The sequence below is a fragment of the Sinosporangium siamense genome (assembly GCF_016863435.1).
Classification (GTDB): domain Bacteria; phylum Actinomycetota; class Actinomycetes; order Streptosporangiales; family Streptosporangiaceae; genus Sinosporangium; species Sinosporangium siamense.
On record NZ_BOOW01000030.1, the window covers coordinates 62,664 to 86,820 of the forward strand.

A 24,157-nucleotide genomic window follows, 5' to 3' on the forward strand; every position below is an offset into this window, starting at 1 on the left:
TATGAGGGCCGTCGTGACCGGAGGAGCCGGTTTCCTGGGATCGTATCTATGCGAGAGCCTGGTCGAGCGCGGTGCCGAAGTGATCTGCATGGACAGTCTTCTGACCGGGTCGCCGCACAACGTCGAACATCTGCTGCGCCTCCCAAGTTTTCAGCTTCTGGAATGCGACCTTACGGGCTTCGTCCATGTCCCTGGGGACGTGGACTTGGTGATGCACTTCGCCTCTGCGGCCTCTCCCCTCGATTACCAGCGCTACCCCATAGAAACCCTGAAGGTCGGCAGCATAGGCACGTTGCACGCGCTGGGGCTCGCCAGAGAGAAGGGAGCCAGATTCGTCCTGGCTTCGACCAGCGAGGTGTACGGTGATCCGCTGGAACATCCTCAGCGCGAGACATATTGGGGCAACGTTAACCCTATCGGACCTCGCAGCATGTATGACGAGGCCAAGCGCTTCGCGGAATCGCTGACCACGGCATATCGCAACTCCCACGGCGTCGACACGGGCATTGTGCGGATCTTCAACACCTACGGTCCTCGAATGCGTCCGCACGATGGGAGAGCTATCCCGACCTTCATCAATCAGGCCCTCGCCAACGAGCCGATCACAGTTGCCGGCGACGGACGGCAGACTCGTTCCATCTGCCATGTCGACGATACAGCCGCCGGAATTCTCGCTCTAGTCGACAGCGATGTCTCCGGACCGGTCAATATCGGCAATCCCACGGAAGTCTCCATGATCGAACTTGCGACGATCATTAGGGAATTGGCGGAATCGTCCTCGCCCATACGGTTCGTCGAACGCCCTGTCGACGATCCGGCGGTACGCCGTCCGGATACCACGCTGGCGGAGACGCTACTCGGATGGCGGCCTAAGGTAGATCCCATTACCGGGCTTCGCCGTACGATCCGCTGGTTCGCCGAGGAGGCGGCGGGCGTGGAGGCAAAGCCAACATGGAGCACGTCAACGGCCTTTTAGGAACGAGGAGCAGCGGCCCGTAGGTGTCTTCGCGAATTAGGTGGGACGGAACCTCTTCGACGCTGCCGGGCGCCACTCCAGTTTTGCCCTGCCTCCCACATCCTTAGGGCCGGAGGGGCTAAACTCGCAAATAGTGAGCTCCGTCCGGGCTGCGAACGGAGCTCACGCTCCATGAGCGACTCGACGAGCACCGGCGCCGATTCCGCGCTATCGGCGAAATGGACGGTGGCGGCTACCCTGGCAGCCCGTCCGACCTAATAGTTTGATGTTCACAGCGATCTGCATGAGATTGATATTGACGAGACAGCACACCAGTGATTAATGGGACATTAGCCGCTACCAGTCCAAAGTGGTGACCAATTCGGTGCCCGGCCCGCTTCCGTTTCTTCGATCGAACTCCAGCAGCCTCTTCAATGACCCGTGGGCGAAAGCCAGCGAGAGCCCGCCACCGGCGACCTCTGCGCGCCGATGCATAGCAGCCAGCAGGGCGGTCCCCTGATAGTCGCAGGAGTCGAGATTGGCGGCGTCCACCACGATTCGACTGCTGTGTTCCAGCGCCTCCTCCACCACCAGAGAAAGTATGGGCGCCGACAGCTCCTCCAGGTCGCCTCGTAGCACCAGCAGGCAGAATCCCGGATAATAAGCTATCTTAACTCCCAATGCTTTCATCAGAATCTCCGCAGAAGAGCGCGCATCTTCCACTCTGCTTGGAGCCGGTGGCCCTCCACATCCCACTGCGCGGGCGACTGCAACACTGCACCTCCACATGGACCCTTCGCGATCCGGTTTACGTGGCGAATTACGTGAGGGCATGCATTCTCAAGTACGGCCCAGCAGTCGGATGACGGCTCGTTCGGCTTCGCCGTGAGTGGCCATGACTCCGCCGGGGACGTCCTTGCCGAGCTTGGGCAGTATCGCCGCTATCGTGCGGCCCTCCTCGTATAGGTCGATCAGCCGGGGATCCACATATGACGCCCGGGCCAGGGCAGGTGTGTTACCCAGGTAGTCGGCGACCTCCGCCATGACCCGGGCGACGGCGCGCTTGCGCGTCCGGGGCGAGTCGGCGGGCGAGGAGACCGCCAGCCCTACCGCGGCGAGCACGGTCGCGTGCCAGGTCCGGAAGTCCTTGGCCGTGACCTCCTCGCCGAACAGGTCCTGCAGGTAGGCGTTGATGTCGTCGCTGCGCACGTCGTGCCATTTGCGATGAGACCAGTAGCGCAGCAGCCCGGCGCGGGCGGGTCCGCGTCGGCGGAGCGATCGGATGATCTGGCACACCACGGGGTCGGAGATCACCTGGACCCGCTTACGGCCGCCCTTGGCGGGATAGGTGAAGACCACTTCCCCTTGGCTGCAGCGGGCGTGTTCACAGCGCAGTGTGGCCAGGCCGTAGGTGTCGTTGTCGTCGGCGTAGCGCTCACCGCCGATGCGGAAGGATCCCAGGTCAAGCAGTCTGACCGCCGTTGACAGCACCCGGTCGCGACTCAGGCCCCGGCCGCGCATGCGCTCGGCGAGCACGCGCCGGATACGCGGAAGGCGGGTGGCCATGTCGCGGACGTGCTCGTACTTCGCCAGATCCCGCTTTCTGCGCCATTCGTCGTGGTAGCGGTACTGCAGGCGGCCGGCTTGGTCGTATCCGACGGCCTGGATGTGGCCTCGAGGAGACGGGCAGATCCACACCGAGGTCCAGGCGGGCGGAATCACCAGGTCCTTGACACGCTGGAGGTCCTCGGGGTCGGTGAGTGTCTGCCCCGAGGGAGTCGTGTAGCTGAACCCGTGACCGCGGCGGTGGCGGGTGATGCCCGGCGCCGATCGGTCGCTACGTGTGAGTCGCATGATCAAACCCGGATATGGCGGCGGGTTCTTCCCTCCGTTTGATTGCGCCCAGTTCTCGGTCCATGCCGTTTTCAGGTCTTGCCACGGCCGCTCATCGCGTCCCGCATGCGGTCCACCAGGCCGCTGGGCCTTTCGTCGGCCACGCCGACGCGTCCTCGCAGGCCAGATGGCCATACCCGCCGCACTTGGCGGAAAAACCGCGCTTCCGCATCTGTTGGGGGGCCGGCGGCGATCAGGTGTCGAAGGCGCTCAGCGCGCCCGGCCCGGCGAGCAGGACGAGCCCGACCAGCGCGGCCCCTCGCAGGCGGCGATCGCCGCCCCGCGCGATCACCGTGTAGACGCCGCCGACGACCAGAAAGACGATCCATAACAGAGTTCCCATACTGGGCCCATGCCCACAAACCTCTCATACATTCAAAGCCACTTCAGCACCCATCAAACCGGCGGTAGGGGGGCCCGAGCCGTGTGAGGGCCGCCCGAGCGGGTAGGCGGCCATGAGCGAGGCGTCCCTCCGCTCCTTGCGGCCGGGCAGCAGCCCGATGCCTGGGCGGCGGAGACTTCGCCAAGACCACACCCGGCCCCGGCGCGGCGGCCCGCCCTTCATGCCCCGGTCCCGATAGGAAGAGACCGGGGCCGCTTCTGGTCCCCCTCCCATCCGAAGGGCGCCCTTGATGATCACACAGAGCGAACCGGACGAGCACGGGCTGGTCACCGTCGTGTTCACGCTGCCGGCCGGCACGAGCGGCCATGTATCAGTGGTCGGCGACTTCAACAACTGGGACCCGCACACCGACCCCATGGGGCCAGGCCCCGGCGACCGGCCCACCGCCGTCGTGCAGATCCCCTACGGCAGCACCGTCGTTTTCCGCTACCTGGCCGAAGGCGGCCTGTGGTTCGACGACCCCGAGGCCGACTCCCACGACGAGCGCGGCGGCGTCCTGCTCGTCGGCGCCGCCCCCCAGGCGGGACCCGTCTGGTAGGTCACCTGCCCTGAGCGCCCGCTGGAGGGCCCGGTTTCCCGCCCGACCTGCTCGCGGACCTGCGCGACGGACAAGCGCAGCGCTTCCGCACCGGACGGACCGAACGCGGCCGAGGGCACGGACTCGGCCTGACCACCGCGCTCGGCCATGCCCGCATCATCGGCGCCGCCCTCCAGTTCGCCAACCCCCCGTGACGGCGGCGCGAGCGTCACTATCACCCTGCCCGGCACACCACCCGGCACCGGACCAATAGCCCGCCGCGGGATTCACGGCACGTGCGCTGAATATGGCTCCCCAGGCACCCCTGCCGGTCGCGGCCCCATCGCCGTATTCTTTCCGGGCATGACCTTTCGTGGCACCCCCCGGCCGCGTCCACGTTGGCACCATGCGCAGACCGAGCTGGACGACTTCGCGATCGTCAGCTACCGGGTGCCCGCCGATGCGCTCGCCCGGCACCTGCCCACCGGGTTCGCCCCGATGAAATTCGCCTTCGACGACGGCCAGGACGCTCTTGTCTCCGCCGTCGTCTTCCGGGACCGGGACTTTCATTTCCGGTTCTGCCCACCGGCGGCCATCACATGCGGACAGATCAACTACCGCGCCTATGTCACCGCGTACGGTGACCCAGGCGTGTGGTTCTTCGGCACCAGCCTGGATCACCCCCTGGTCGCGATCCCGCGGCACCTGTGGGGCATGCCCTGGAGGCGCGACCGCATCCACATCGAGGCCGATTGGAACGGCACCCCGGCACGCTGGCGATTGAACGCCGGGGGCGCCACCTGCGAGGCGAAGGAGCTTTCCGAGCCGCCCGCGAAGCTTCCCGGTTTCACCGGCCAGTCACACTGGATGGAACTGCTCACCCACCCCACCCGGGGCTGGTACCGCCGCCGGAACAGGCAGGTGGGCACCTATAGCATCTGGCATCCGCCGATGCGCCCACGGCATTTCACGGCCGGCTCCGCGCGTTTTCCGGTTTTCGAGCGCCTCGGCTTGACCACCTCGGAAACGCCGGCGCACTCGGTCCTGATCCAGCCCCGACTGCACTTCGACATCCACACCCCGCCCCGCCGCTTCCGCCCGGCTTAGAGCCTGTGACGAGAGGTCGCCAGACCGTCGGCATTTGCCGGCGATGGCTACTCGACAGTGTTCTCCGATTCACGGCGGGTGAGCACCAAGGGGGCGTCCTCGGTGATGGCGATCGTGTGCTCGGAGTGGGCCGTGCGTGAGCCGTCCGCCGACCGGATGGTCCAGCCGTCGGGGTCGTAGACGATCCGGTCGGTCGTGCGGGCGAACCAGGGTTCGAGCGCGAGGGTCAGGCCCGGCCGGAGCGGATAGCCGCGCCCTGCCTTGCCCTTGTTGGGAACGTGGAGATCCTCGTGCATGGTGCGGCCGATGCCGTGGCCGCCGAACTCGGTGTTGACGGGATAGCCGTAGTCGCGGGCCACCGCCCAGATGGCCGCCGAGATGTCACCCAGGCGGTTGCCCGGACGGGCCGCCTCGATCGCCGCCTCCAGTGCTTCCTCGGTGGCGCGAATGATCCGCAGGTCCTCCTCGGCGGCGGTGCCGACGACGACCGTGCGGGCCGAGTCGGCCACCCAGCCGTCGATGCCGACCGCGATGTCCGCACTGAGCACGTCGCCGTCGCGCAGTTTGTAGTCGTGGGGCAGGCCGTGCAGGACGGCGTCGTTGACCGACAGGCAGATGACGTTGCGGAACGGGCCGCGTCCGAAGGAAGGGGCGTAGTCCCAGTAGCACGACTCCGCTCCGCGCCGTTTGATCATGCCGCGCACGTGGTGCTCCAGGTCCAGGAGGTTGACGCCCACGTCGGCGAGCCGGCCGACCTCGGAGAGCACCTCGGCGACGAAACGCCCGGCCACGTGCATGCGTTGGATCTCCGCAGGTGTCTTCAGTTCGATCACGAATACCTCGCATCACAGGGTGTTGGTATAGTTATACCAGCAACCTAACGCTTGCCGGTAAAGTAATACCAGCCCTATCCTGGGCGCATGGTCCGCCAACCGCTCACACCTGAGCAGATCGAAGCCGGCAGGCGTCTCGGCGCCCTGCTGCGCCGCGCACGAGCAGGACGCGACCTAGCGGAAGTCGCGCACGCGGCCGGCATCTCACCGGAAACCCTGCGCAAGATCGAGACCGGACGGCTGCCCTCCCCCGGATTCGGCACGATCGTCTGCCTCGGCGAGGCACTCGACGTGCCGGTTGAGGAGTTGGCGGCCATCTGGCGCGGCAACGACCTGCCGCTGGAAGCCGTCTCGTAGCGGCTGCCGCGCCCGCTCGCGGAGTCCCGGCGGACACCCGCAGCCCGTGGCCCGCGATGTCCACGGCGAGGGCCGTGCGCCCGGAGCCCGTCACCCGGGTCAGCACCTCGCTTCAGCACCACGTGCCGTGCCAGAAACCGTGCAGAAAGAGGACAGGGGTAGATCTTCCTTCCGTCACTCCGAACATGCTCCAACTCAAGGCGCAGGGTGTCCTCACTGCGCCTTCCGGCTCGAACGATGCTGACGGTAGTGGCGGGCGGCTCTGGCACGGTTGCCGCAGGCGACTGAGCACCACTCCTGCCGATGATGTTCCTTGACGAAATAGAGCACGCAGCGGGGAGCCTGGCAGGCGCGCAACTCGGCCAGGTCCGGCCCGGTGAGGAAGTCGATCGCCGCCGTGGCCAAGACCGCGCGCAGCCGTACACCCGCGCCGGGCCGCCCCGCCGCGACCGTGCGCCGCTCCGGCCGCCCCTCCGCGGGCCAGTCGAGCTGCCTGGCCCAGGGGGCGGCGAGGGCGGCCTCGTTGACCAGCGCGAGCGCCTCGCGGGCGGGCGGCAGGCTGTCGGCATCAGCGCTGCTCGGCGGCGCGGGCGCCACCGCACGGGCGAACAGCGCCCGTACGGCCCGGCGCAGCTCGACCACCTCCAGGCGGACGAACTCGGTCACATCAACCCGGTCGACGGCGGCCTCGGCGGCATGCTCAAGCACCCACCGGGCCAGACCATCCGAATCCGCCAGAGTGTCGACGAGACCGCTGGAATCGGCTCTGACAGTGCTGACGAACTCCAGCGCGATGGACATCCTCCAATCCTAACGCATATATGACACTTTCCCCGTTAGTGTGCTCACCAGTAGACGGGGTACCGGGCCCCTCGCCCGCGAGCCCCCACGATGCCGACCGCCACGAGCACGACCGAGGCGGCCATCAGCAGGGCCAGGAACGACAGGATCGGCGGCGAGGTCAGCACCACGAGCACCGCACTGGCGGCGGCGGGCGAGTGCGGCACACGCACGAGCTGCATCACGCCCAGCGCCAACCCCCCGGCCAGCGCGGCGGCCCACATCGACCCGCCGAGCACGGTGAGTACGGCGAAGCCCGTCAGCGCCGAAACGAACTGCCCGCCGACCACGCTGCGCGGCTGGGCCAGCGGCAACGCGGGGGCGCCGGCGACCAGGGCCATGCTCGCCGCCAGCGGCGGGACCAGCAGGACCTGGTCGAACAGCACCCCCAAACCGGCCAGAACCGTCAACGCGAGCGTACTGGTGAGCGTGGCCGCGCCGATTTCCCATATCGGGGGACGCGGCGGGGCCACACGATCCTCCCTCCCCGCGCGTGAACGCGCCGACGGCCTCACGAATGCTCCTCGTCAAGGAAGATCGCCTGGACCGGGCAGGCGTTCGCCGCGAACTCCACCTCCCGCCTGAACGATTCGTCCGGCTCCGCAACGTAGATCAGTTCGTCGTCGTCACCGAGCTCGAAAACCTCGGGGACCGCGAATACGCACTGTGCGTGCACCTGACACAGAGCCCTGTCCACTCGGACATGCATTTCTTACTCCTGTGGGTTGAAGCGCGAGTAGCGGTCCAGGCTCCACCGCAACGGAACGGCCCCCTCGATCTGGACCACCCGGTCGATCTCAAACTCGACCAGCCGCTGTGCCCCCGCCACGCCGCGGGGTTCCCAGTCGGTCCTGGCCCGTCCGGTCAGGTGCAGAGCCGTCCCCGCTTCCCAGTCGAGAAAGAACAGCCCCGCACGCGCATCCAGTGCGAGGTTGCCCAGGGTCATGTACATCGAGTTCCCGGCATAGTCCGGCCAGACCAGCTGGTTCGGCCCGGTTACCGAGACGAAGCCCGGGTTGCCGCCCCGGTGGGACACGTCGGCGCCCTGACCGCGTGCGTAAGTGGCGACGAAGAACGTGTCGGCGCGTTCGATCCACCCCCGTTGCGCGCGGTCGAGCCCGGCCGTCGTCCTGGCCGGCCCACGCCCGGCCGGGCCGTCCGGAGCGGGCCGACGGGTGGTGATGTACTTGGGACAGTTGGCGTATACCTGATCGGTCGTCACAACCGTTTTCCCGCCGACCATCCGTGCCCGGCCGTTGACCCGCATCCTGCGACGGGTCTGCGGTTCGATCGCGAGGATGCCGACGTCACGATCGTGGTCGAGCAAGCCGTACAGCGGATCTCCCTCTCCCGGAAGGGCGTCGACCACGATGACCCGTTCGTTCTCGGGCTCGGCGAACCCCGCCTGCCCAGACAGCACGGTCACCCACACCCGGCCGTCGTCGCCGGCCGCACCGACGACGAGCATCCGCTGAAGGCGCAGGAACTCCGCCGCCGGAGGCGGGATCGACGCGTTCACCCCTGCCGAGCCGTATCCCTCGGCCCGCACGCCCGCACGCCGCTGGACCGCCAGCTCCCCCGGGTGCATTTTAGAAGAATCCGCAGGTGGGGGCACCGGAGGTGGGAGCCGGAGCGACGTCGGCACCGCTCGGTGCGTAGATCTCCAGCCGGATCCCGTCGGGGTCGGCGAAGAAGATTCCACCCGAGGACGCGCCCTCCCCGTGCGGCACCACGCCATCGTGGAAGAGCGTGGCACCGATCTCGCGCAGGGTCGCCTCGGCGTCACGCACCTCGTCGATGCCCGGCACCTGGAAGGACAGGTGGTGCAGCCCCGGCCGCTCGGCGGGGAAGCGGCCCTCGCTCTGCTGCCACAGGGTCAGTACGAGCCTGCCGTCCTGCCCGAGGAACACATAACGCCGCTCGTCCTGGCCCGACTCCCCGAGCACCTCGAAGCGGAACACCTGCCGATAGAAGTCCCTGGAGGTGCCGAGATCAGTGACATTCAGACCAACGTGCCCAGTCTCAAATGACATGTGAAACAACCTTTCTAACGGATAGAATCGATCCATCCGTTAGAGGATGACACACACTACTCACGGAGAGAACTATTCAGTGGCGTTATGTGACTCATGTCACCCAAAACTGTCCTAAGTGCACAGCGCGAGCCGCAGGCCGCACAGGCGCATTCGCCGGCGCATCTCGATGACGTAGTGGTCGTCTCCGGCCCCCGCTCTCACCTGATCCACCGGGGGATTTCGTGCAAGTTCGCTGCCGTCGAACCGGTGTGTACGGCAGGGGCCGGCTCCGACGTAGGCTGAGTCTCGCGCGTGATGTACAGGAGGCTGAGGTGGCCGAGACGACGCCGACCGGCACGACGGTGGCCGAGGTGATGGCCGAGTTGGCCCAGCTCGAAGACCCGAAAGCACGCAAGGTGAACGAGAAGCACGGTGACGATCACGGTGTGAACCTCGGCAAGCTGCGTGCGCTCGCGAAGCGGCTGAAGACGCAGCAGGAGCTCGCGGGCCGGCTTTGGGAGACGGGTGACACCGCGGCGAGGCTGCTGGCGATCCTGATCTGCCGCCCGAAGGCGTTCAATCAGGACGAATTAGACGTCATGGTGCGCGAGGCGCGCACTCCCAAGGTGCACGACTGGCTCGTGAACTACGTGGTGAAGAAGAACCCGCACGCCGAAGAACTGCGCCTGCTCTGGTTCGCCGCGCCGGATCCGGCGGTCGCGAGCGCCGGCTGGGCCTTGACCACCGAACGCGTGGCCAGGAAGCCCGAGGGCCTCGACCTCGCGGGGCTGCTCGACGTCATCGAGGCGGAGATGAAGGACGCCCCGGCTCGCCTGCAGTGGGCGATGAACCACTGCCTGGCGCAGATCGGGATCGAGCATGCCAGGCACCGCGCCCGCGCGATCGACATCGGTGAGCGCCTGGAGGTGCTCAAGGACTACCCGACTCCCCCGGGCTGCACGTCTCCTTTCGCACCCATCTGGATCAACGAGATGGTGCGCCGCCGGCACGACAAGTAGGAGCACCTCACACCCCCCGTACGGCAGAGCCACCCGCTGACCAGCCGATTCCTTGACGCTTCGCTGGCGGTGCCCACAAGCGGCACCGGGCATCCAACCCGACGTACGGTCACCAAGGGGGACGGATGCCGGGCAAACAGCGGGTCCTGCGGCTGCTGGCGATGCACTCTGAATCAGGGCAAACCCCATGAAAGCGCGTTGGCCGGTGTTGTTGCGCCAGATCATCGGTCCCGACCGGCTGGGAAGGGGAGCGGCGGTCAAGTCGCGGCGCAGTGAGGAGTTGACCGCGCGCACCGCGTCCGCCGACCGTGTGGTCAAGTCCGTGTGCCCCTATTGCGCCGTCGGCTGCGCCCAGAATGTCTACGTCCGCGATGAGAAGGTAGTGCAGATCGAGGGTGACCCCGACTCCCCGGTCAGCCGGGGACGGCTGTGTCCCAAGGGGGCCGCCAGCCTCCAGCTCACCACCGGCTCCATGCGCCGTCACACGGTTATGCACCGGGCACCGTACGCGCTCGACTGGCAGGAGATCGGGCTCGACGAGGCGATGGAGATGGTCGCCGACCGGATCATCGAGACGCGGCGGGCCACCTGGGAGTGGGAGCAGGACGGCAGGCGCACCGCCAGGACCATGGGCATCGCCTCTCTCGGCGGGGCCACCCTGGACAACGAGGAGAACTACCTGATCAAGAAGCTGCTGACCGCGCTCGGGGTGGTGCAGATCGAGAACCAGGCTCGGGTGTGTCACAGTTCGACCGTGGTGGGTCTCGGCTCCTCCTTCGGCAGGGGCGGCGCCACGACCTTCATGCAGGATCTCCAGCACTCCGACTGCATCATCATCGAAGGCTCCAACTTCGCCGAGGCGCACCCGGTGGGTTTCCAGTGGGTGATGGAGGCCAAGGCGCGCGGTGCCGTCGTGATCCACGTGGACCCTCGGTATACACGCACCAGTGCCCTGGCCGACCTGCACGTGCCGATCCGCGCCGGCTCCGACGTGGCCTTCCTCGGCGGGATCATCCATCACGTGCTGGAGAACGAGCTCTACTTCCGCGAATACGTGCTCAACTACACCAACGCCGCCACGCTGGTCACCGACGAGTATCGCGACACCGAGGACCTCGACGGGTTGTTCTCCGGCTTCAACCCCGACAGCCGCCACTACGACTTCGATACCTGGCAATACCAGGGCATGCGGGTCGTGGCCGCGGCCGGCGACCGGGACGAGGACTATGAGCTTCGCGGTCAGAGCAGGCAATCCGTTCGTTCCGCCGGGCGGGGTGAGATGCACGGCGCCGGTGGAGTGGCACTGGAGGGCACGCCGCGCACCGATCCGACATTGCGTGATCCGCAGTGTGTCTTGCAGATCCTAAAACGGCACTACGCGCGATACAGCCCCGAGATGGTCGAGCGCATCTGCGGCATCCCGCCGGAGCTGTTCGCGCGGGTGTGCCGCGACCTGACGGAGAACTCCGGCCCCGAGCGCACCTCGGCCTTCGCCTACGCGGTCGGCTGGACTCAGCACTCCGACGGCTCCCAGTTCATCCGAGCCGCGAGCATTCTGCAGCTCCTGCTGGGCAACATCGGCCGTCCGGGCGGCGGCATCCAGGCGTTGCGCGGGCACGCCAGCATCCAGGGCTCCAGCGACATCCCCACGCTGTTCAACCTCCTGCCCGGCTACATCCCGATGCCGCACGCGCACGAGCATGAGCACCTGAACGACTTCGTCCGCTCCGACGCGCCGAGCAAGGGCTACTGGGGCGAGATGCGCGCCTACATGGTCAGCCTCTTGAAGGCATGGTGGGGAAGCGCCGCCACGCCCGACAACGACTTCTGCTTCGGGCATCTGCCACGTCTCACCGGCAGCCACAGCACCTACGACACTGTTATGGCTCAGCTCGACGGCACCTGCAAGGGCTACATCCTGCTCGGCGAGAACCCGGCTGTCGGGTCGGCCAACACCAAGATGCAGCGGATGGGGATGGCCAACCTCGACTGGCTGGTCGTGCGCGACTTCTCCTTGATCGAGAGCGCCACCTGGTGGCTGGACGGCCCGGAGATCCAGAGCGGGGAGCTCACCCCGCAGGGCATCGGCACCGAGGTGTTCTTCTTCCCCGCCGCCGCCCACACCGAGAAGAGCGGGAGCTTCACCAACACCAACCGGATGCTGCAGTGGCATCACCAGGCGGTCGATCCGTCCGGCGACGCTCGCAGCGACCTCTGGTTCATGTACCACCTCGGCCGGATCATCCGCCGCAAGCTCGCCGGGTCCACCGACCCCATGGACGCCCCGATCCTGGATCTCACGTGGGACTATCCGACCGAGGGGCCGCTCATGGAGCCGGTCGCCGAGGCCGTGCTCGCCGAGATCAACGGCTGGGATTCCGAGGGCCGGCCCTTGTCCGGGTATACCGCGCTGAAGGACGACGGTTCGACGGCGTGCGGCTGCTGGATCTACTGCGGAGTGTACGCCGACGGCGTCAACCAGGCCGCTCGCCGCAAACCGGCCGAGGAGCAGGACTGGATCGCCGCCGAGTGGGCCTGGTCCTGGCCCGCCAACCGCCGCGTGCTCTACAACCGGGCCTCCGCCGATCCAGAAGGCCGCCCGTGGAGCGAGCGTAAGCGGCTGGTCTGGTGGGATGAGGCCGCGCGCAAGTGGACCGGCCACGACGTCCCCGATTTCGACGCCGCCAAGAGCCCGAGTTATCAGCCGCCCCGCGACGCGAAGGGCGCGGAGGCCTTGTCGGGCATCGATCCGTTCATCATGCAGGCCGACGGCAAGGGGTGGTTGTTCGCGCCCGCGGGCGTGGTGGACGGTCCGCTGCCGACCCACTTCGAGCCGCAGGACTCCCCTGTGCCCAACCCGCTGTACGGCAGGCAGCGCAACCCCGCCCGCATGGTCTATCCGCACGAGCACAACCGCTATCACCCGTCGCCCGGCGAGCCGGGCGCGGCCGTCTTCCCCTACGTCGTCACGACCTACCGGCTGACCGAGCACTTCACCGCGGGCGGGATGAGCCGCAGCACGCCCTACCTCGCCGAGTTGCAGCCGGAGCTGTTCTGTGAGGTGTCGCCCGAGCTGGCCGCCGAACGCGGCCTGGTGCACGGGGGCTGGGCCACGATCGTGACCGCACGCAACGCCATCGAGGCCAGGGTCCTCGTCACCGAACGGATCACGCCGTTGCGGCTCGACGGCCGGGTCGTGCACCAGATCGGCGTGCCGTTCCACTGGGGCCCGAACGGGCAGAGCCGCGGCGACGCGGCCAACGAGCTGAGCTCGATCAGCCTTGATCCCAACTCCCACATCCAGGAGGTCAAGGCGTTGTCCGCCGATATACGCCCCGGGCGGCGCCCGCGGGGCCCGGCGCTGCCCGAACTCGTCCGCGACTACCGGGCGCGGGCCGGCATCACCGATTCGACCGGCACGGAGGTGTGAGGCCGTGGCCTTCGACCTGGACCTCGCTCTGGCTGCGCCGTACGATCCGGCGAGCGCGAGCGGTTACCGCGAACATCCCGAGCGGATGGGCTTTTTCACCGACACCAGTGTCTGTATCGGCTGTAAGGCGTGTGAGGTCGCCTGCAAGGAGTGGAACGCGATTCCCGACCACCCACTCGGCTTCACCGGCATGTCCTATGACAACACCGGCGGTCTGGGTGCCTCCACCTGGCGGCACGTCGCGTTCATCGAGCAGCCGGGGCGTACGGCGGGGGCCGACGGCGCCGAGTTCCGCTGGCTGATGGCCTCCGACGTGTGCAAACACTGCACGCACGCCGCCTGCCTGGACGTCTGCCCCACCGGATCGCTGTTCCGCACCGAGTTCGGCACCGTGGTCGTACAGGAGGACATCTGCAACGGATGCGGCTACTGCGTGCCCGCGTGTCCTTACGGGGTGATCGCCCGCCGGGAGGAGGACGGCCGGGTCTGGAAGTGCACCATGTGCTACGACCGGCTCGGCGTCGGTCAGGAACCGGCGTGCGCCAAGAGTTGCCCGACCGACTCCATCCAGTTCGGCGAGTTGACCGAGTTGCGGACGCGCGCCGAGCGCAGGCTTGAGCAGTTGCATGAGGCCGGTGTGGGTTCGGCGCAACTGTACGGCCACGATCCCGGTGACGGCGTCGGCGGAACGGGCGCGTTCTTTTTGCTGCTGGACGAGCCGGAGGTTTACGGCCTGCCGCCCGACCCCGTGGTCACCACCCGGGACCTGCCCGCCATGTGGCGGCAGGTCGCCCTGGCCGCCACGGCGCTGCTCGCCGCCGTCGCCGTCACGGCCCTGGGAGCGCGTTCATGAGCCGGACGAGCCAGACCGACGTGCGCCTGGACGGCACCCGCGACCTGCGGCCCGATCGGGAGGCGATCACCCGCCCCGGCGGCCCCCGGGCACGCGGTGAGCGTTTGATGGTGCCCAAGGCGGACTTCCGCTCCTACTACGGCCGCCCGGTCCTGCAACCGACCCCGTGGAGCGACCACGACATCGCCGGCTATCTCTTCCTCGGCGGGCTGGCCGGGGCCTCCTCCACGCTGGCCGCCGCCGCCGATCTGATGGGGAGGCCGCACCTGGCCCGGGCGGCCAAGGCCGGTGCCGCCTGCGCGCTCGGCGGCTCCCTCTACTGCCTCATCCACGATCTCGGCCGTCCGGCGCGGTTCCTCAACATGCTCCGGGTGTTCAAGGTCACCTCGCCGATGAGCATGGGGACCTGGATTCTCAGTGCATATGGCCCGCCGGCCGGCCTCGCCGCGCTGACCGCCGTCACCTGCCGTTTCCCGCGGGCGGGGCGCGCGGCGACCGTCACCGCCGGACTGATCGGTCCCGCCGTCGCCACCTACACCGCCGCGCTGATCTCCGACACCGCCGTGCCGGTGTGGCACGACGCGTATCGCGAGATGCCCTTCGTGTTCGCGGGCTCCGCCGCCGCCTCGGCCGGCGGTCTCGGGATCCTGGCGGCTCCCGTCACCGAGGCGGGTCCGGCCCGCAGCCTCGCACTGATCGGCGCGCTGACCGAATACACCGCTGTGCGGCGCATGGAGCGACGGCTGGGCATGGTCGCCCGCCCGCTTAAGAAGGGGCGGGGCGGCGTGCTGATGCGTCTGGGCAAGGCATTGACGCTGACCGGGGCAGTGGCCGCGCAGACCGTCGCCCGCCGCGACAGGACCGCCGCGGTCGCCGCAGGAGCGGCCCTGCTGGCCGGGGCCCTCTGCACCCGTTTCGGCATCTTCCACGCGGGCCTGCAATCGTCCCGCGATCCGCGATACACCGTCCAACCGCAACGCGCCCGCCTGGAGAAGGCGGAAGGCGAGGGGAGCAGGTCGTGAAACGGTTGACGTCCTATCTGCCGCTGACCTTCATCGTCCTTGTCACCTGCGGCGCGGCTTGGTGGGCCGGCCACCGTCCGGTACGGCGAAGCCGCCCCTAAGCCCGGCCGCCCGCAACGGCGGCTCACCGCGTCACGACGGTCAGCACGGCGAACAACGCGATCCCGGCCAGCACCCAGGCGATGTAGTCGCCGACGTGCCCAGAGTGCAGGCCGCGCAGCACCGTCCCCAGCCTGGCCGGCTGCGGCAGGCGGCCACCCCAGACGCCCAGGGCCGCCACGGCCAGGGCGGCCACTATTCCCGCCAGGCCGCTCGCGACCCCGGAGAACGTCCAGGGGCTTGGGGGACGGCCGGCCGGTGCTACCGAGGCTTCGCCGTACAGGACGGCTTCGGTGTAGCCGGTGGTGAACACCTCCGCGCCGCCCGCCACGGCCGACGCCGGCAACACGACGGTGAGCAGTCCGCCGCCGAGCAGCAGCACGCCGGGAACCAGCATCGGCAGGGGCTTGCGCGGTGTCGGCTCCGCCGTCTCCGCGTCCTCGTGCTCGACCGGATGGCGGGTGGGCGCCGCACCGGCGCCGTGAAAGACACGCAGCCACACCCGGAGCACCGCGCCGCCCGTCAACCCCGCGGCCAGCAGGCCGAGCACGGTGAACCACCACCACCCGTACGGCTCGGCCGCCCGCTCGGCCAAGACCTTGCCGAGCCACATGCCGCCGGGCGGCAGCCCCGCCAGGCCGAGTCCGCCGAGCAGGAAGAGGCATGATGTGACCCGCATGCCCCGGGCGCGGCCGTGCAGTTCGGTCTCGTCCACCGTCTGGAACCGGTTGAGGAGCATGCCCGCCCCGATGAAGAGGGCGCTCTTTACTCCGGCGTGGCCGAGCAGGTAGAACGCGGCCCCCGTCAGCGCGTCGGCGCGCATCAGGGCCACGCAGGTGAGCAGCAGCCCCACGTGGCTGATCGTGGAATACGCCAGCAGGCGCTTGATATGCGGTTGGAGCACGCACATCACGCCGCCCAGCAGCATGGTGACCGCGCCGAAGCCGGCCAGCACGGCATCGGCGGTGCCGCCGAGGATCGTCCAGTGCGCGCGGGCGACCGCGTAGACGCCCAGCTCGACCATGATCCCCGAGAAGAGCACGCAAACGGGTGTGGGCGCCACCGCGTGCGCGTCGGCCAGCCAGAAGTGGAACGGCACAGCCGCGGCCTTCACCAGGAACCCGGTGCAAAGCAGGGTAAACGCCACAAGCAGCCCGGCGTCCGGCTCGCCCGCCGCCCGCACACGCTCCCCGATGGCAGCGAACCCGAGTTCGCCGGTGCGGCCGTACATCAGCGCGATGCCGGTCAGCGTGAGGTAGGCGCCTATGGAGTTGACGACACCGAAGTTCAGCGCGCCGTGCACGGTACGCGCCTCCTCGGCGCGGTAGCCGGTCAGCACGTAGGCCACGGTGCTCATCAGCTCGAAGAAGACGAAGGCGTCGAACACATCGCCGGTGAGCGCGAAGGCGCACATGGCGCCCAAGAACATCAGCATCAGAACGTGGAAGATGGCCTGCACCTCGGTGAAGTACCGCCAGGAGAACATCAGCGCCGCCACGGTCAGCACTGCCACGACCAGGGCCAGGCCCGCCGCGAACGGGTCGGCGACCAGCGGGATGCCGTTGCTTATCCCGCCGTGCGGCCCCCAGCCGCCGAGCCAGACGACGACCGTGCCGTGCCGTACGGCCCGCCACAGCACCACGCCGAGCAGGCCGATCACGGTCAGCGCGGCCGCCATGGCGACGGCGTCCACGACCACCCGGGGCAACCACCGCCCGGCCGCGGCGAGCACCATCGCCGTGACGAACGGCACCGCGAGGGCCAGTTCGACCGCGGAGAGCACGGCTCACTCTTCCAAGGTGCGCAACGCGTCCGGGTCGACCGTGCCGCGCCGTTTGGACACCTGCACCGTGAGCGCCAGCAGTAGCGCCGTCACCGTCGCTCCCACCACGACATCGGTGAGCGTCATGGCCTGCACCACGGGATCGACGACCGGCCGCCCCGGCCGGATGTCGGAGAACACCGGCGCGGTCGCTCCCCATCGGTAGCCGACGGACAGCAGGAGCAGGTATGTCGCGGACTGCGCGACCGACAGGCACACCACGACGTGCACCAGGTTGCGGCTGGTGACGATGCCGTAGAAGCCGGCGAGCACGATCCAGCCCGCCGTGAGGTATGCCGCCCAGGCCATCAGCCGGTCTCCCGTACGAGCAGCGCCTGCTCGAAGAACTTGGCGAGCACGAGGATGAACGCACACCCGACCTCCACACCGACGACCGCGTTCATCGGGATGATCAAGCCCGCGAAAGCCAGCGCCAGGACCACGAACGCCGCCGCCGCGACCGCCTCGCCGCCCTCGAACAGAGGGACAGGGCGGATCCGGTCAAGCGCCCGGTAGTCGCCGGTCAGGTAGAGCACGTGCACCGCGGTGCCGAGCACGACTCCGCCCTGGAAGCCGCCCCCGGGGCTGAGCTGCCCGTGCGCCACGACGTAGACGCCGACGAGTACGGTGACCGGGAGCAGCGCGTAGCCGGTGACCCGCAGGGCCTCGAACACGTCGGCGGGGCCATATCTGTGCCGCCCGGGCTCGTCCTCCTCCTCACGGCGCACCATGCGCAGCAGCACCACCACGGCGAGGGCGGAGGCCACCAGGATGAGTTCCTCACCGAGTGTGTCCAGGGCCCGCTGATCGAAATTCACCGACGACACGGTGTTGGGGGTGCCGCGCAGCAGCGAGGCCCGCACGGCCCGGTCGCCGTATGGATGGACATCGCCGCCGAACGGCTGAAGCCCGAGCACGGCAAGTGTGAACACGGCGGCGAAGCCGAGCGCCCCCGCCGCCATCAGGCACAGTCGCAACCGTCGCACACCGTTCACACCCTTGCTCACGGCGGCTCCTCACGCTGGTGCCGCCGGATCGCCGCGACGGCGAGAATCACCATCAGCGGCACCATGACCGTGCCCACCGCCAGTTGTGCCATGGCCACGTCGGGCGCCTGGAGTGTCACGAACAGGACACCCAGGCTCAAGCCGTACCCGGACAGCACGATCGCCTGGCGCACGGGATCGCGGGTCAGCACTACAGCGGTCGCCAGCAGCGCCGCCAGCGCGAACGCCCCCGCCAGCAGCGCCTCACCCATCGGGGTTCCTCATCGCGCGGGCGGCCGCGACGACGGTCGCCGGACCGGTCGCGACGAGCAGCAGGCCGATGACCGCAAGCTTGAGTGCGTCCGGCACGGCCGCCGCGCCGGCCATGAGGCCCGCCACGACCAGCGGAACGCCGCACGTGGTGATCGCGGCGACGAAGTGCAGACGGCGGGTGCCCGCGGTGGTCAGCAGTCCGGTCGCCGCAGCCACGGTCACCGCCACCCCGGTCCACACGAGGACCTGGGCCAGTGTGGTCACAGGGTGCGTCCCAGGAAGCGGGCGTAGACGAGCGACCCGGCGCACGACAGGAGGGCGGCGAGCAGGGCCACATCGACATAGGCGGTCCTGCCGTACGCGGCGGCCAGGAGCAGCAGCACCAGTGCGGACACGGGCCCGGTGGCCACCAGTCCGATCAGCCGCTCGGACGGCTCCCCGCGCGTGGTCGCGAGCAGGCACGGCAGCATCGCGCCGACCATCATGACCAGGGCGGCGGCGCTCATCGGCGCATCATCCGGGTCAGGCCGGCGGTCTTTCCCAACCGGTGCACGATGAGCTTGTCAGGGCGTCCGGTGCGCACCCGGATGACATAAGTGCCGGGCGAGAACGACAAGGCCAGCGTGGCCAGCGCGTGCCAGGCGGTTGTGCGCTTCTCGCCGCCCGTTTCAGGGCAGGGCACTTCGTCGAAGCCGGTGGGCACATCGCGGCGGGCCAGCACCCGGGCCAGAGTCCACAGGTCGGGAGGGACTCGCGCGAGCATCGGCGGCACCCAGCGCAGCCACGCCGCCCGCGGCCGGAAGCGCAACCGCTCCGCCCGCCGCGTGAGTGCCGCCAGCCACGCGCAAACCGCCGCCGTGACCGCACCCACCGCCAGTTCGACGGGCGGATAGGAGCTGACGAGGGCGAGGTAGCAGCCGAACAACAGCAGCCACCACACGGCGAACTCCACAACCGATCCCCGCACGACCGCCCCCGATCACCTACCCCAAAGGGTCACCTACCCGACACGAATGCTTACCTAACGTGACCGTCCTTTCGGGTTGTGACCTTGCTCAAGCAGTTGCCCCACCTGGGCGCGGGCCGGGTGGCCTGGCGGGGCCGCCGCAAGGAACCGCCGCAGCGTACGGCGCCCGTGCTCCGGGTCGAGTGCGTAGCGGGCCGAGCCGAGGACCAGCAACACGTCGGGATCGTCCGGAGAGCGGCGGATCAGCGGGCGCAATGCGGCCACGGCCTCGGCCGGGAGTCCCGCCTTCAGCAGCGCGAACGCGAGCAGGCAGCGCGCCGTACGGTGACCGGGACGGTCCTGGACGGCCTGCCGGAACACCTCTATCGCCCCGTGCAGGTCTCCGCGCTCCTGAAGTGCGCGCCCACGGGTCAAGGGATCCACGGCTCCCGCGGAAGCCGGCATGGGGGGCGCCGGAGTGCGGGTGAGCATCACGGTGAAGCCGCCGCCGGCGACGGCGAGGACCACCAGGACCGTGAGGCCGGCGCCCCGCGCCGGTGCGGAGGCGACGGCTCGGGGCCGGTAGACGCGCACCACGATCAGGCCGGCGACCAGCAGGGCGAGCACCGGCGCCAGCCACACCAGCAGCGCGATGCCGGAGGCACGCGGCGTGAGCAGGATCCAGTCTCCGTAGCGCCCGCGGAAATACTCGCGTATCTCCTCTGCGTCCTGCCCCTGGGCGAAGCGGCGGGCGATCTCGGTGCGCATCGCGCCGGCCATTTCACTGCGGGACTCGGCGGCCGAGGCGGCCTGGCAGTCGGGGCAGCGCAAGGTCGCGGCGATCTCCAGCACACCCTCTTCGGGTTCTGCCGCCGAGTGCCAGATCGCCAGTCCGGCGAGAAGCGCCAGCAGGGCGGACGCCGCGCCTCGGACCGCCGTCTTCACCGGGCCAGCCGCGGCAGCAGATGGCGGTCGAGCCATTCGGCGTCCACCGGGCCCACTCCTCGCCGCGCCACCGTGCCGTCGCGATCGAGCACGTAGGTCTCCGGCACGCCGAAGACGCCCAGTTCCAGGGCCAGCCGTCCGTCGGGGTCGGTCAGGTGCGGGAAGGCGTCCGAGATCCCGATCTCGCGCAGAAAGGCCTCCGCCACCCGGGGCGAGTCGCGGATGTTCAGGCCGACGACCCGCAAGCCGCGTGGCCGAAGCCGCCGCGCGAGGTCGGCCAGCATCGGGAGTTCCTGCCGGCAGGTCCCGCACCAGGACGCCCAGACGGTTACCAGCACGACATGACCCCGCAGGCCGGCGAGGGCGAACCGCTCACCTCCGAGGGTGGTGCCGGACACGTTCGGCGCCGTGGCCCGAGCAGGCACGACGGGCGTCGCCGCGCCGTCACGGAGGAGTCCCTGGGCCAGCACGGCGGCGAGCCCGCAGGCGCCCAGCGCCACGGCCCCGGCCACCAGGTATGGACGCGCGGTCATCGCGCCGCCGTCTCCGCCGGCAGGCGGGCGGGCTCCCGCTCCGCCGGGACGGGCCCTCGCCGCCGGGCGGGGACCTGAAGACAGAGCAGGCCGCCGAGGACAAGAGCGCCGGCAGCGGTCCAGAGCACGGCCATCATCGGGTTGACCGCCGCGCGCAGCACCACCGAGTCACCGATCTCCGACACCGCGACGTACAGGTCGGCGAGCGGTGTCATGTGCACGTCGGGTGAGGCCACAGGCGGTGCTCCCGACCGGGTGTAGAAGGTGAGCCCCGGGCGCAGGAGCCCGACCGGCGTCCCCTCGCGGTAGACCGTCAGCCGGGCCGCGGTGCCCATGTTGTCCTCCGTGCGCGTGCGTTCCACGCCGTCCAGCCGCAGGACGTAACCGTGGACGGGCATCGACTCGCCGACGCGCAGCCGGGCCTCGACCGCGTCCGCCGCGCCGGCGGAGGCCGCGATCGCCACCGCTGCCACCGCGACCCCGGCATGCGCGATCACCCCGCCCAACCGGCGCCTGGGCTCCGCCCGCGCCAGGACCCTGATCCCATGCAGGCCGATCAACCCGGCGGCACGGGTCGCGACGGCCCCCAAGGCGAAGGCGCCGATCCCATACGCGAGCAGGGACGGCACGGAATGACGCCCGGTGACACCGAGCACGATCACGGTCAGCGCCCCGAGCACGGCGGGCCGGGCGAGGCGGCGGGCCAGCACGCCCGGTTCGGACCGGCTCCATGCCGCGAACGGCGCAGCCGCCATGAGCACGAGCAGCGTGAACCCGAACGGTGGAGTCACACGGTCGAAGTACGGTGGCCCGACGGAGACCCGCTCACCGCGTGCGAGCTCGGCGAGGAGCGGGAACAGGGTGCCGAGCAGCACGGTGAAGGCGAGGGCGGCGAGTAGCACAACGCCGCCCAGCAGCAGCGACTCCCGCGACAGGCCGCGGATCACCGCGCGGTCCGCGCCGACGCGGCCGGCCCGCCAGACCACCAGGCCTCCGGCTCCGATCAGCGCCGCGGTGAAGACGCCCAGCAGCACCGGGCCCGCCGCCGAGCCGGTGAAGGAGTGCACGCTCGCCACCGCCCCACCGCGGGTGAGGAAGACGCCGAGGAGCACAAGCAGGAACGCGGTCACCGCGAGGGTGAGGCTGAAGGTCCCAAGGACGCCTCGCCGCTCCCGCGCGGCCAGGGAGTGCAGTAGCGCGGTGGCGACGAGCCACGGCATCAGGGAGGCGTTCTCGACCGGGTCCCACTCCCAGTAGCCGCCCCAGCCCAGCACGCCGTACGACCAGGCCGCGCCCAGCGCGATGCCCGCGGTGAGGGGGATCCAGGCCACCAGCGTCCAGTGCCGCATCACCCGGGCCGCCTCCTTGCCCGTGCGCCCGGTCACGAGTCCGGCGACGCCGTAGGCGAACGGCACGACGAGCCCGGCGGTGCCGAGATAGAGCAGCGGCGGGTGAACGCCCATCAGGGGGTGGCCGCGCAGCAGCGGGTCGGGGCCCGGGCCGTCGGCCGGGACGGGATCTGCGGGCCGGAACGGGTCGGCGGCGAACAACGTGAGGGCGAAGAATACCGCGCACACCACGCTGACGACCGCCATGGCGATCCCGTGCTCGGCGCCTGGGCCGCTTTTGGCGGCGCAGGCCAGGGCGAGTCCGGCACTGACCAGCACCCACAGGACCAGCGAACCCTCCATGCCCGACCACAGGCTGGTGAACGTGTAATACGGGGGGACGTGCCGGCCTCCGTGCGCCGCCACGAACCCGACCCTGAAGTCGTGGCTCAGCAGCGCCCATTCCAGCAGCGCGAACGCCGCCACAGCGGCCCCGCACGCGACTGCCGTGAGCCTGGCGGCATGACGGCGTGTGCCGGGGAAGGTCCAGGCGGGGGCGGCGACCGAGGCCGCCACCAGGCCCGTCGCCAGGGACGACGAGCCGAGAGCGGAGATCACCGCGATCCGTCCGCAGCGCGGTATTCCTCGGAATGTTTGACCATCAGCCGATCGGAGCGGAACCTGCCGTCCGCGCCGAGCACACCCTCGGCCACGACGCCTTGCCCCTCGCGGAACACGGGCGGCCGGTATCCGGTGTGCACCACATCGATGGTCTTGGTGCCGTCGGTGAGGGAGAAGTGCAACTCCCGGCCGTCGGGGTGCGCCGTGCCGGGAACGACGAGGCCGCCGAGGCGCACGTGCTCACCGCCGGCCGGGCGGAGTTCGCTGGGAGTGCGGTAGTAGGTCAGGCCCTCACCCAGGCCAGTGCAGGCCAGAGGGGTCATGGCGAGGGCCGTGACCGCGACGAGCAGGAGCGGCAGCCTGCCGCCGGGGCTCATGTGCGCCGCCTTCCCGACCACAGTGCGTATGAAGCCCAGGTGGCGGCGGTGAGCAGGTAGCCGGCCACCACCCAGCCCCACCCGTTCACGCGGCACTCCGCACCAGCACGCGCCCGCACGATTCCCCGGCGGGCTCGGCGGCACGGGCCGGAGCCGGCTCCAGGTCGCGGACGCGGCGCAGGACCACCCAGGCGCCCATGAGGGCGAACGCCACCGCGGCGGCGATCAGGGCGGCGAACATCGCCGGGTGGACCGGCACCTGTCCGGGCGGGCGCAGGAAGGTGGGCGGCTGGTGCAGCGTGCGCCACCACAGCACCGAGAAGTGCACGACCGGCACGACGGCGAAGCCGGCGACGCCGGTCGCCGCGGTGAGGCGGGCTCTGCGCACCGGGTCGCCCCCCGGCCAGTACGGCAGCGCGAGGTAGGCGAGAAGGACCAGCAGCATGGCCGCCGTCGCCGTCAGCCGCGGATCCCAGGTCCACCACACGCCCCACACCGGACGTCCCCACAGGGAGCCGAGCGCGATGGTCAGGGCCGTCATGCCGGCCCCGAGCTCCGCCGCGGCCCGGCCGAGCCGCTCCCACACCCCTTCGCCCCGCCACAGCCGCATGGCGCCCGCTCCCGACACGGCGGCGAAGGCCGCGAAGGCCGCCCAGGCGGCGGGGACGTGGACATACATCAGGCGCTGGGTCTCGCCTTGCAGCGCGTCGGGAGGCGCGATCACGAGCCCGAGCGCCAGGGCCGCGGCACACGCGGCCAGCGCGCCCGTCCCCAAGCACCGCTCCAGCCTCCGCCTTCCGGCTGCCACAGCATCGTTGCCGGCCAACTCATCCCCCACGAAGCTGTCGTCCGCGAATCACTTGTCCAGTACCTAAGCGGCAGGCGTGACGCAGCCGCCGGAGGCGACGGCGAGGTTGCGTCGATGAGGCGGCAAAAAAATCATGACGCCCGGCCCCGCCGACGGGGCCTGCCGAAATGGGCCC

29 protein-coding genes are annotated in these 24,157 nt (G+C 69.7%); 8 read left to right on the forward strand and 21 right to left on the reverse strand.

Annotated elements, in window-relative coordinates; translation table 11 throughout:
- Nucleotide 1: 1 nt before the first annotated feature.
- Nucleotides 2-976, forward strand: a complete 975-nt coding sequence (locus Ssi02_RS23075) for a UDP-glucuronic acid decarboxylase family protein (RefSeq protein ID WP_204029056.1) — start codon at nt 2-4, stop codon at nt 974-976.
- Between the two features lie 336 nt (nt 977-1,312).
- On the opposite strand, the gene Ssi02_RS23080 is transcribed toward Ssi02_RS23075, so the two are convergent.
- The 3 genes from Ssi02_RS23080 to Ssi02_RS23090 form a co-directional block, all read right to left on the reverse strand.
- Nucleotides 1,313-1,645 carry an STAS domain-containing protein gene (locus Ssi02_RS23080; RefSeq protein ID WP_204029058.1) on the reverse strand — a complete coding sequence of 111 codons (333 nt, stop codon included), beginning with the start codon at nt 1,643-1,645 and terminating at the stop codon, nt 1,313-1,315.
- A gap of 150 nt (nt 1,646-1,795) precedes the next feature.
- On the reverse strand, nt 1,796-2,809 hold the full coding sequence (locus tag Ssi02_RS23085) for a DNA topoisomerase IB (RefSeq protein WP_204029059.1): 1,014 nt from the start codon (nt 2,807-2,809) through the stop codon (nt 1,796-1,798).
- A gap of 232 nt (nt 2,810-3,041) precedes the next feature.
- Nucleotides 3,042-3,191, reverse strand: a complete 150-nt coding sequence (locus tag Ssi02_RS23090; RefSeq protein WP_204029060.1) for a hypothetical protein — start codon at nt 3,189-3,191, stop codon at nt 3,042-3,044.
- Between the two features lie 289 nt (nt 3,192-3,480).
- Here Ssi02_RS23090 and Ssi02_RS23095 point away from each other — a divergent pair, with 289 nt between their 5' ends.
- Nucleotides 3,481-3,789, forward strand: a complete 309-nt coding sequence (locus tag Ssi02_RS23095; protein ID WP_204029061.1) for an early set domain-containing protein — start codon at nt 3,481-3,483, stop codon at nt 3,787-3,789.
- 342 nt (nt 3,790-4,131) lie between these two features.
- Nucleotides 4,132-4,875, forward strand: a complete 744-nt coding sequence (locus Ssi02_RS23100) for a DUF2071 domain-containing protein (RefSeq protein WP_204029062.1) — start codon at nt 4,132-4,134, stop codon at nt 4,873-4,875.
- Nucleotides 4,876-4,922: 47 nt separating this feature from the next.
- Here Ssi02_RS23100 and map read toward each other — a convergent pair whose 3' ends face one another.
- On the reverse strand, nt 4,923-5,708 hold the full coding sequence (gene map / locus Ssi02_RS23105; protein WP_204029063.1) for a type I methionyl aminopeptidase: 786 nt from the start codon (nt 5,706-5,708) through the stop codon (nt 4,923-4,925).
- Nucleotides 5,709-5,795: 87 nt separating this feature from the next.
- On the opposite strand from map, the gene Ssi02_RS23110 reads away from it, so the two are divergent.
- Nucleotides 5,796-6,065, forward strand: coding sequence for a helix-turn-helix domain-containing protein (locus tag Ssi02_RS23110; protein ID WP_204029064.1), 270 nt, complete (start codon nt 5,796-5,798; stop codon nt 6,063-6,065).
- A 213-nt stretch (nt 6,066-6,278) separates the two neighbouring features.
- Here the strand turns inward: Ssi02_RS23110 and Ssi02_RS23115 are convergent, their stop codons facing one another.
- Genes Ssi02_RS23115 through Ssi02_RS23135 form a run of 5 tightly spaced genes read right to left on the reverse strand, consistent with a single transcriptional unit; the run spans nt 6,279 to nt 8,938 of the window.
- Nucleotides 6,279-6,866, reverse strand: a complete 588-nt coding sequence (locus Ssi02_RS23115) for a CGNR zinc finger domain-containing protein (RefSeq protein WP_204029067.1) — start codon at nt 6,864-6,866, stop codon at nt 6,279-6,281.
- Nucleotides 6,867-6,910: 44 nt separating this feature from the next.
- Nucleotides 6,911-7,378, reverse strand: coding sequence for an HPP family protein (locus tag Ssi02_RS23120; RefSeq protein WP_239129427.1), 468 nt, complete (start codon nt 7,376-7,378; stop codon nt 6,911-6,913).
- Between the two features lie 38 nt (nt 7,379-7,416).
- On the reverse strand, nt 7,417-7,614 hold the full coding sequence (locus Ssi02_RS23125) for a ferredoxin (RefSeq protein ID WP_204029068.1): 198 nt from the start codon (nt 7,612-7,614) through the stop codon (nt 7,417-7,419).
- A gap of 3 nt (nt 7,615-7,617) precedes the next feature.
- On the reverse strand, nt 7,618-8,493 hold the full coding sequence (locus tag Ssi02_RS23130; RefSeq protein ID WP_204029069.1) for a pyridoxamine 5'-phosphate oxidase family protein: 876 nt from the start codon (nt 8,491-8,493) through the stop codon (nt 7,618-7,620).
- 1 nt (nt 8,494) lies between these two features.
- On the reverse strand, nt 8,495-8,938 hold the full coding sequence (locus Ssi02_RS23135; RefSeq protein WP_204029070.1) for a VOC family protein: 444 nt from the start codon (nt 8,936-8,938) through the stop codon (nt 8,495-8,497).
- Nucleotides 8,939-9,294: 356 nt separating this feature from the next.
- Between Ssi02_RS23135 and Ssi02_RS23140 the strand changes: the two genes are divergently transcribed.
- The 4 genes from Ssi02_RS23140 (at nt 9,295) to nrfD (ending at nt 15,244) form a co-directional block, all read left to right on the forward strand.
- On the forward strand, nt 9,295-9,939 hold the full coding sequence (locus tag Ssi02_RS23140) for a DNA alkylation repair protein (protein ID WP_204029541.1): 645 nt from the start codon (nt 9,295-9,297) through the stop codon (nt 9,937-9,939).
- A 187-nt stretch (nt 9,940-10,126) separates the two neighbouring features.
- Nucleotides 10,127-13,369, forward strand: coding sequence for a formate dehydrogenase (fdh, locus tag Ssi02_RS23145; RefSeq protein ID WP_204029072.1), 3,243 nt, complete (start codon nt 10,127-10,129; stop codon nt 13,367-13,369).
- 85 nt (nt 13,370-13,454) lie between these two features.
- On the forward strand, nt 13,455-14,222 hold the full coding sequence (locus Ssi02_RS23150) for a 4Fe-4S dicluster domain-containing protein (RefSeq protein WP_204029542.1): 768 nt from the start codon (nt 13,455-13,457) through the stop codon (nt 14,220-14,222).
- The gene (gene nrfD / locus Ssi02_RS23155) at nt 14,219-15,244 is read left to right on the forward strand and encodes an NrfD/PsrC family molybdoenzyme membrane anchor subunit (protein WP_204029076.1); all 1,026 of its coding nucleotides are present in this window, start codon (nt 14,219-14,221) and stop codon (nt 15,242-15,244) included. The genes Ssi02_RS23150 and nrfD overlap by 4 nt, the downstream gene beginning before the upstream one ends.
- 124 nt (nt 15,245-15,368) lie before the next feature.
- On the opposite strand, the gene Ssi02_RS23160 is transcribed toward nrfD, so the two are convergent.
- The 12 genes from Ssi02_RS23160 to ccsA form a co-directional block, all read right to left on the reverse strand.
- The gene (locus Ssi02_RS23160; RefSeq protein WP_204029077.1) at nt 15,369-17,126 is read right to left on the reverse strand and encodes a complex I subunit 5 family protein; all 1,758 of its coding nucleotides are present in this window, start codon (nt 17,124-17,126) and stop codon (nt 15,369-15,371) included.
- Nucleotides 17,127-17,129: 3 nt separating this feature from the next.
- Entirely contained in the window at nt 17,130-17,474 is a 345-nt protein-coding gene (locus Ssi02_RS23165) for a sodium:proton antiporter (protein ID WP_204029078.1), read from the reverse strand.
- Nucleotides 17,474-18,172: an MnhB domain-containing protein gene (locus Ssi02_RS23170; protein WP_239129437.1), complete on the reverse strand. Its 699-nt coding sequence runs from the start codon at nt 18,170-18,172 to the stop codon at nt 17,474-17,476. Before Ssi02_RS23170 ends, Ssi02_RS23165 begins: the two co-directional genes overlap by 1 nt.
- Entirely contained in the window at nt 18,169-18,423 is a 255-nt protein-coding gene (locus Ssi02_RS23175; protein ID WP_204029079.1) for a hydrogenase subunit MbhD domain-containing protein, read from the reverse strand. The genes Ssi02_RS23170 and Ssi02_RS23175 overlap by 4 nt, the downstream gene beginning before the upstream one ends.
- A complete protein-coding gene (locus Ssi02_RS23180) occupies nt 18,416-18,688 on the reverse strand; it encodes a monovalent cation/H(+) antiporter subunit G (RefSeq protein ID WP_204029081.1) in 273 nt (90 codons plus the stop codon). The genes Ssi02_RS23175 and Ssi02_RS23180 overlap by 8 nt, the downstream gene beginning before the upstream one ends.
- Nucleotides 18,685-18,930, reverse strand: coding sequence for a monovalent cation/H+ antiporter complex subunit F (locus Ssi02_RS23185; RefSeq protein ID WP_204029083.1), 246 nt, complete (start codon nt 18,928-18,930; stop codon nt 18,685-18,687). Before Ssi02_RS23185 ends, Ssi02_RS23180 begins: the two co-directional genes overlap by 4 nt.
- Nucleotides 18,927-19,391 (reverse strand): Na+/H+ antiporter subunit E, encoded by a 465-nt coding sequence (locus tag Ssi02_RS23190; RefSeq protein ID WP_204029084.1) that lies wholly within the window; start codon nt 19,389-19,391, stop codon nt 18,927-18,929. Before Ssi02_RS23190 ends, Ssi02_RS23185 begins: the two co-directional genes overlap by 4 nt.
- Before the next feature lie 54 nt (nt 19,392-19,445).
- The gene (locus Ssi02_RS23195; RefSeq protein ID WP_204029087.1) at nt 19,446-20,315 is read right to left on the reverse strand and encodes a cytochrome c-type biogenesis protein; all 870 of its coding nucleotides are present in this window, start codon (nt 20,313-20,315) and stop codon (nt 19,446-19,448) included.
- Nucleotides 20,312-20,848 (reverse strand): TlpA family protein disulfide reductase, encoded by a 537-nt coding sequence (locus Ssi02_RS23200; RefSeq protein WP_204029088.1) that lies wholly within the window; start codon nt 20,846-20,848, stop codon nt 20,312-20,314. Before Ssi02_RS23200 ends, Ssi02_RS23195 begins: the two co-directional genes overlap by 4 nt.
- The gene (locus tag Ssi02_RS23205; protein WP_204029089.1) at nt 20,845-22,794 is read right to left on the reverse strand and encodes a heme lyase CcmF/NrfE family subunit; all 1,950 of its coding nucleotides are present in this window, start codon (nt 22,792-22,794) and stop codon (nt 20,845-20,847) included. Before Ssi02_RS23205 ends, Ssi02_RS23200 begins: the two co-directional genes overlap by 4 nt.
- Nucleotides 22,791-23,174, reverse strand: coding sequence for a cytochrome c maturation protein CcmE (locus Ssi02_RS23210; protein WP_204029090.1), 384 nt, complete (start codon nt 23,172-23,174; stop codon nt 22,791-22,793). The genes Ssi02_RS23205 and Ssi02_RS23210 overlap by 4 nt, the downstream gene beginning before the upstream one ends.
- Nucleotides 23,175-23,259: 85 nt before the next feature.
- Nucleotides 23,260-24,012, reverse strand: coding sequence for a cytochrome c biogenesis protein CcsA (gene ccsA, locus Ssi02_RS23215; RefSeq protein WP_507763439.1), 753 nt, complete (start codon nt 24,010-24,012; stop codon nt 23,260-23,262).
- Nucleotides 24,013-24,157: the final 145 nt, after the last annotated feature.

What these genes read in the sequence shown, in the direction of transcription:
- Ssi02_RS23100 (WP_204029062.1), top strand. Translation starts at nt 4,132, where the DNA reads ATGACCTTTCGTGGCACCCCCCGGCCGCGTCCACGTTGGCACCATGCG.
- Ssi02_RS23200 (WP_204029088.1), bottom strand. Translation starts at nt 20,848, where the DNA reads ATGACCGCGCGTCCATACCTGGTGGCCGGGGCCGTGGCGCTGGGCGCC.
- Ssi02_RS23140 (WP_204029541.1), top strand. Translation starts at nt 9,295, where the DNA reads ATGGCCGAGTTGGCCCAGCTCGAAGACCCGAAAGCACGCAAGGTGAAC.
- Ssi02_RS23125 (WP_204029068.1), bottom strand. Translation starts at nt 7,614, where the DNA reads ATGCATGTCCGAGTGGACAGGGCTCTGTGTCAGGTGCACGCACAGTGC.
- Ssi02_RS23090 (WP_204029060.1), bottom strand. Translation starts at nt 3,191, where the DNA reads ATGGGAACTCTGTTATGGATCGTCTTTCTGGTCGTCGGCGGCGTCTAC.
- Ssi02_RS23110 (WP_204029064.1), top strand. Translation starts at nt 5,796, where the DNA reads ATGGTCCGCCAACCGCTCACACCTGAGCAGATCGAAGCCGGCAGGCGT.
- Ssi02_RS23185 (WP_204029083.1), bottom strand. Translation starts at nt 18,930, where the DNA reads ATGAGCGCCGCCGCCCTGGTCATGATGGTCGGCGCGATGCTGCCGTGC.
- Ssi02_RS23080 (WP_204029058.1), bottom strand. Translation starts at nt 1,645, where the DNA reads ATGAAAGCATTGGGAGTTAAGATAGCTTATTATCCGGGATTCTGCCTG.
- Ssi02_RS23095 (WP_204029061.1), top strand. Translation starts at nt 3,481, where the DNA reads ATGATCACACAGAGCGAACCGGACGAGCACGGGCTGGTCACCGTCGTG.
- Ssi02_RS23135 (WP_204029070.1), bottom strand. Translation starts at nt 8,938, where the DNA reads ATGTCATTTGAGACTGGGCACGTTGGTCTGAATGTCACTGATCTCGGC.
- fdh (WP_204029072.1), top strand. Translation starts at nt 10,127, where the DNA reads ATGAAAGCGCGTTGGCCGGTGTTGTTGCGCCAGATCATCGGTCCCGAC.
- Ssi02_RS23165 (WP_204029078.1), bottom strand. Translation starts at nt 17,474, where the DNA reads ATGGCCTGGGCGGCATACCTCACGGCGGGCTGGATCGTGCTCGCCGGC.
- Ssi02_RS23115 (WP_204029067.1), bottom strand. Translation starts at nt 6,866, where the DNA reads ATGTCCATCGCGCTGGAGTTCGTCAGCACTGTCAGAGCCGATTCCAGC.
- Ssi02_RS23210 (WP_204029090.1), bottom strand. Translation starts at nt 23,174, where the DNA reads ATGAGCCCCGGCGGCAGGCTGCCGCTCCTGCTCGTCGCGGTCACGGCC.
- Ssi02_RS23175 (WP_204029079.1), bottom strand. Translation starts at nt 18,423, where the DNA reads ATGGGTGAGGCGCTGCTGGCGGGGGCGTTCGCGCTGGCGGCGCTGCTG.
- Ssi02_RS23085 (WP_204029059.1), bottom strand. Translation starts at nt 2,809, where the DNA reads ATGCGACTCACACGTAGCGACCGATCGGCGCCGGGCATCACCCGCCAC.
- Ssi02_RS23150 (WP_204029542.1), top strand. Translation starts at nt 13,455, where the DNA reads ATGGGCTTTTTCACCGACACCAGTGTCTGTATCGGCTGTAAGGCGTGT.
- Ssi02_RS23130 (WP_204029069.1), bottom strand. Translation starts at nt 8,493, where the DNA reads ATGCACCCGGGGGAGCTGGCGGTCCAGCGGCGTGCGGGCGTGCGGGCC.
- Ssi02_RS23075 (WP_204029056.1), top strand. Translation starts at nt 2, where the DNA reads ATGAGGGCCGTCGTGACCGGAGGAGCCGGTTTCCTGGGATCGTATCTA.
- nrfD (WP_204029076.1), top strand. Translation starts at nt 14,219, where the DNA reads ATGAGCCGGACGAGCCAGACCGACGTGCGCCTGGACGGCACCCGCGAC.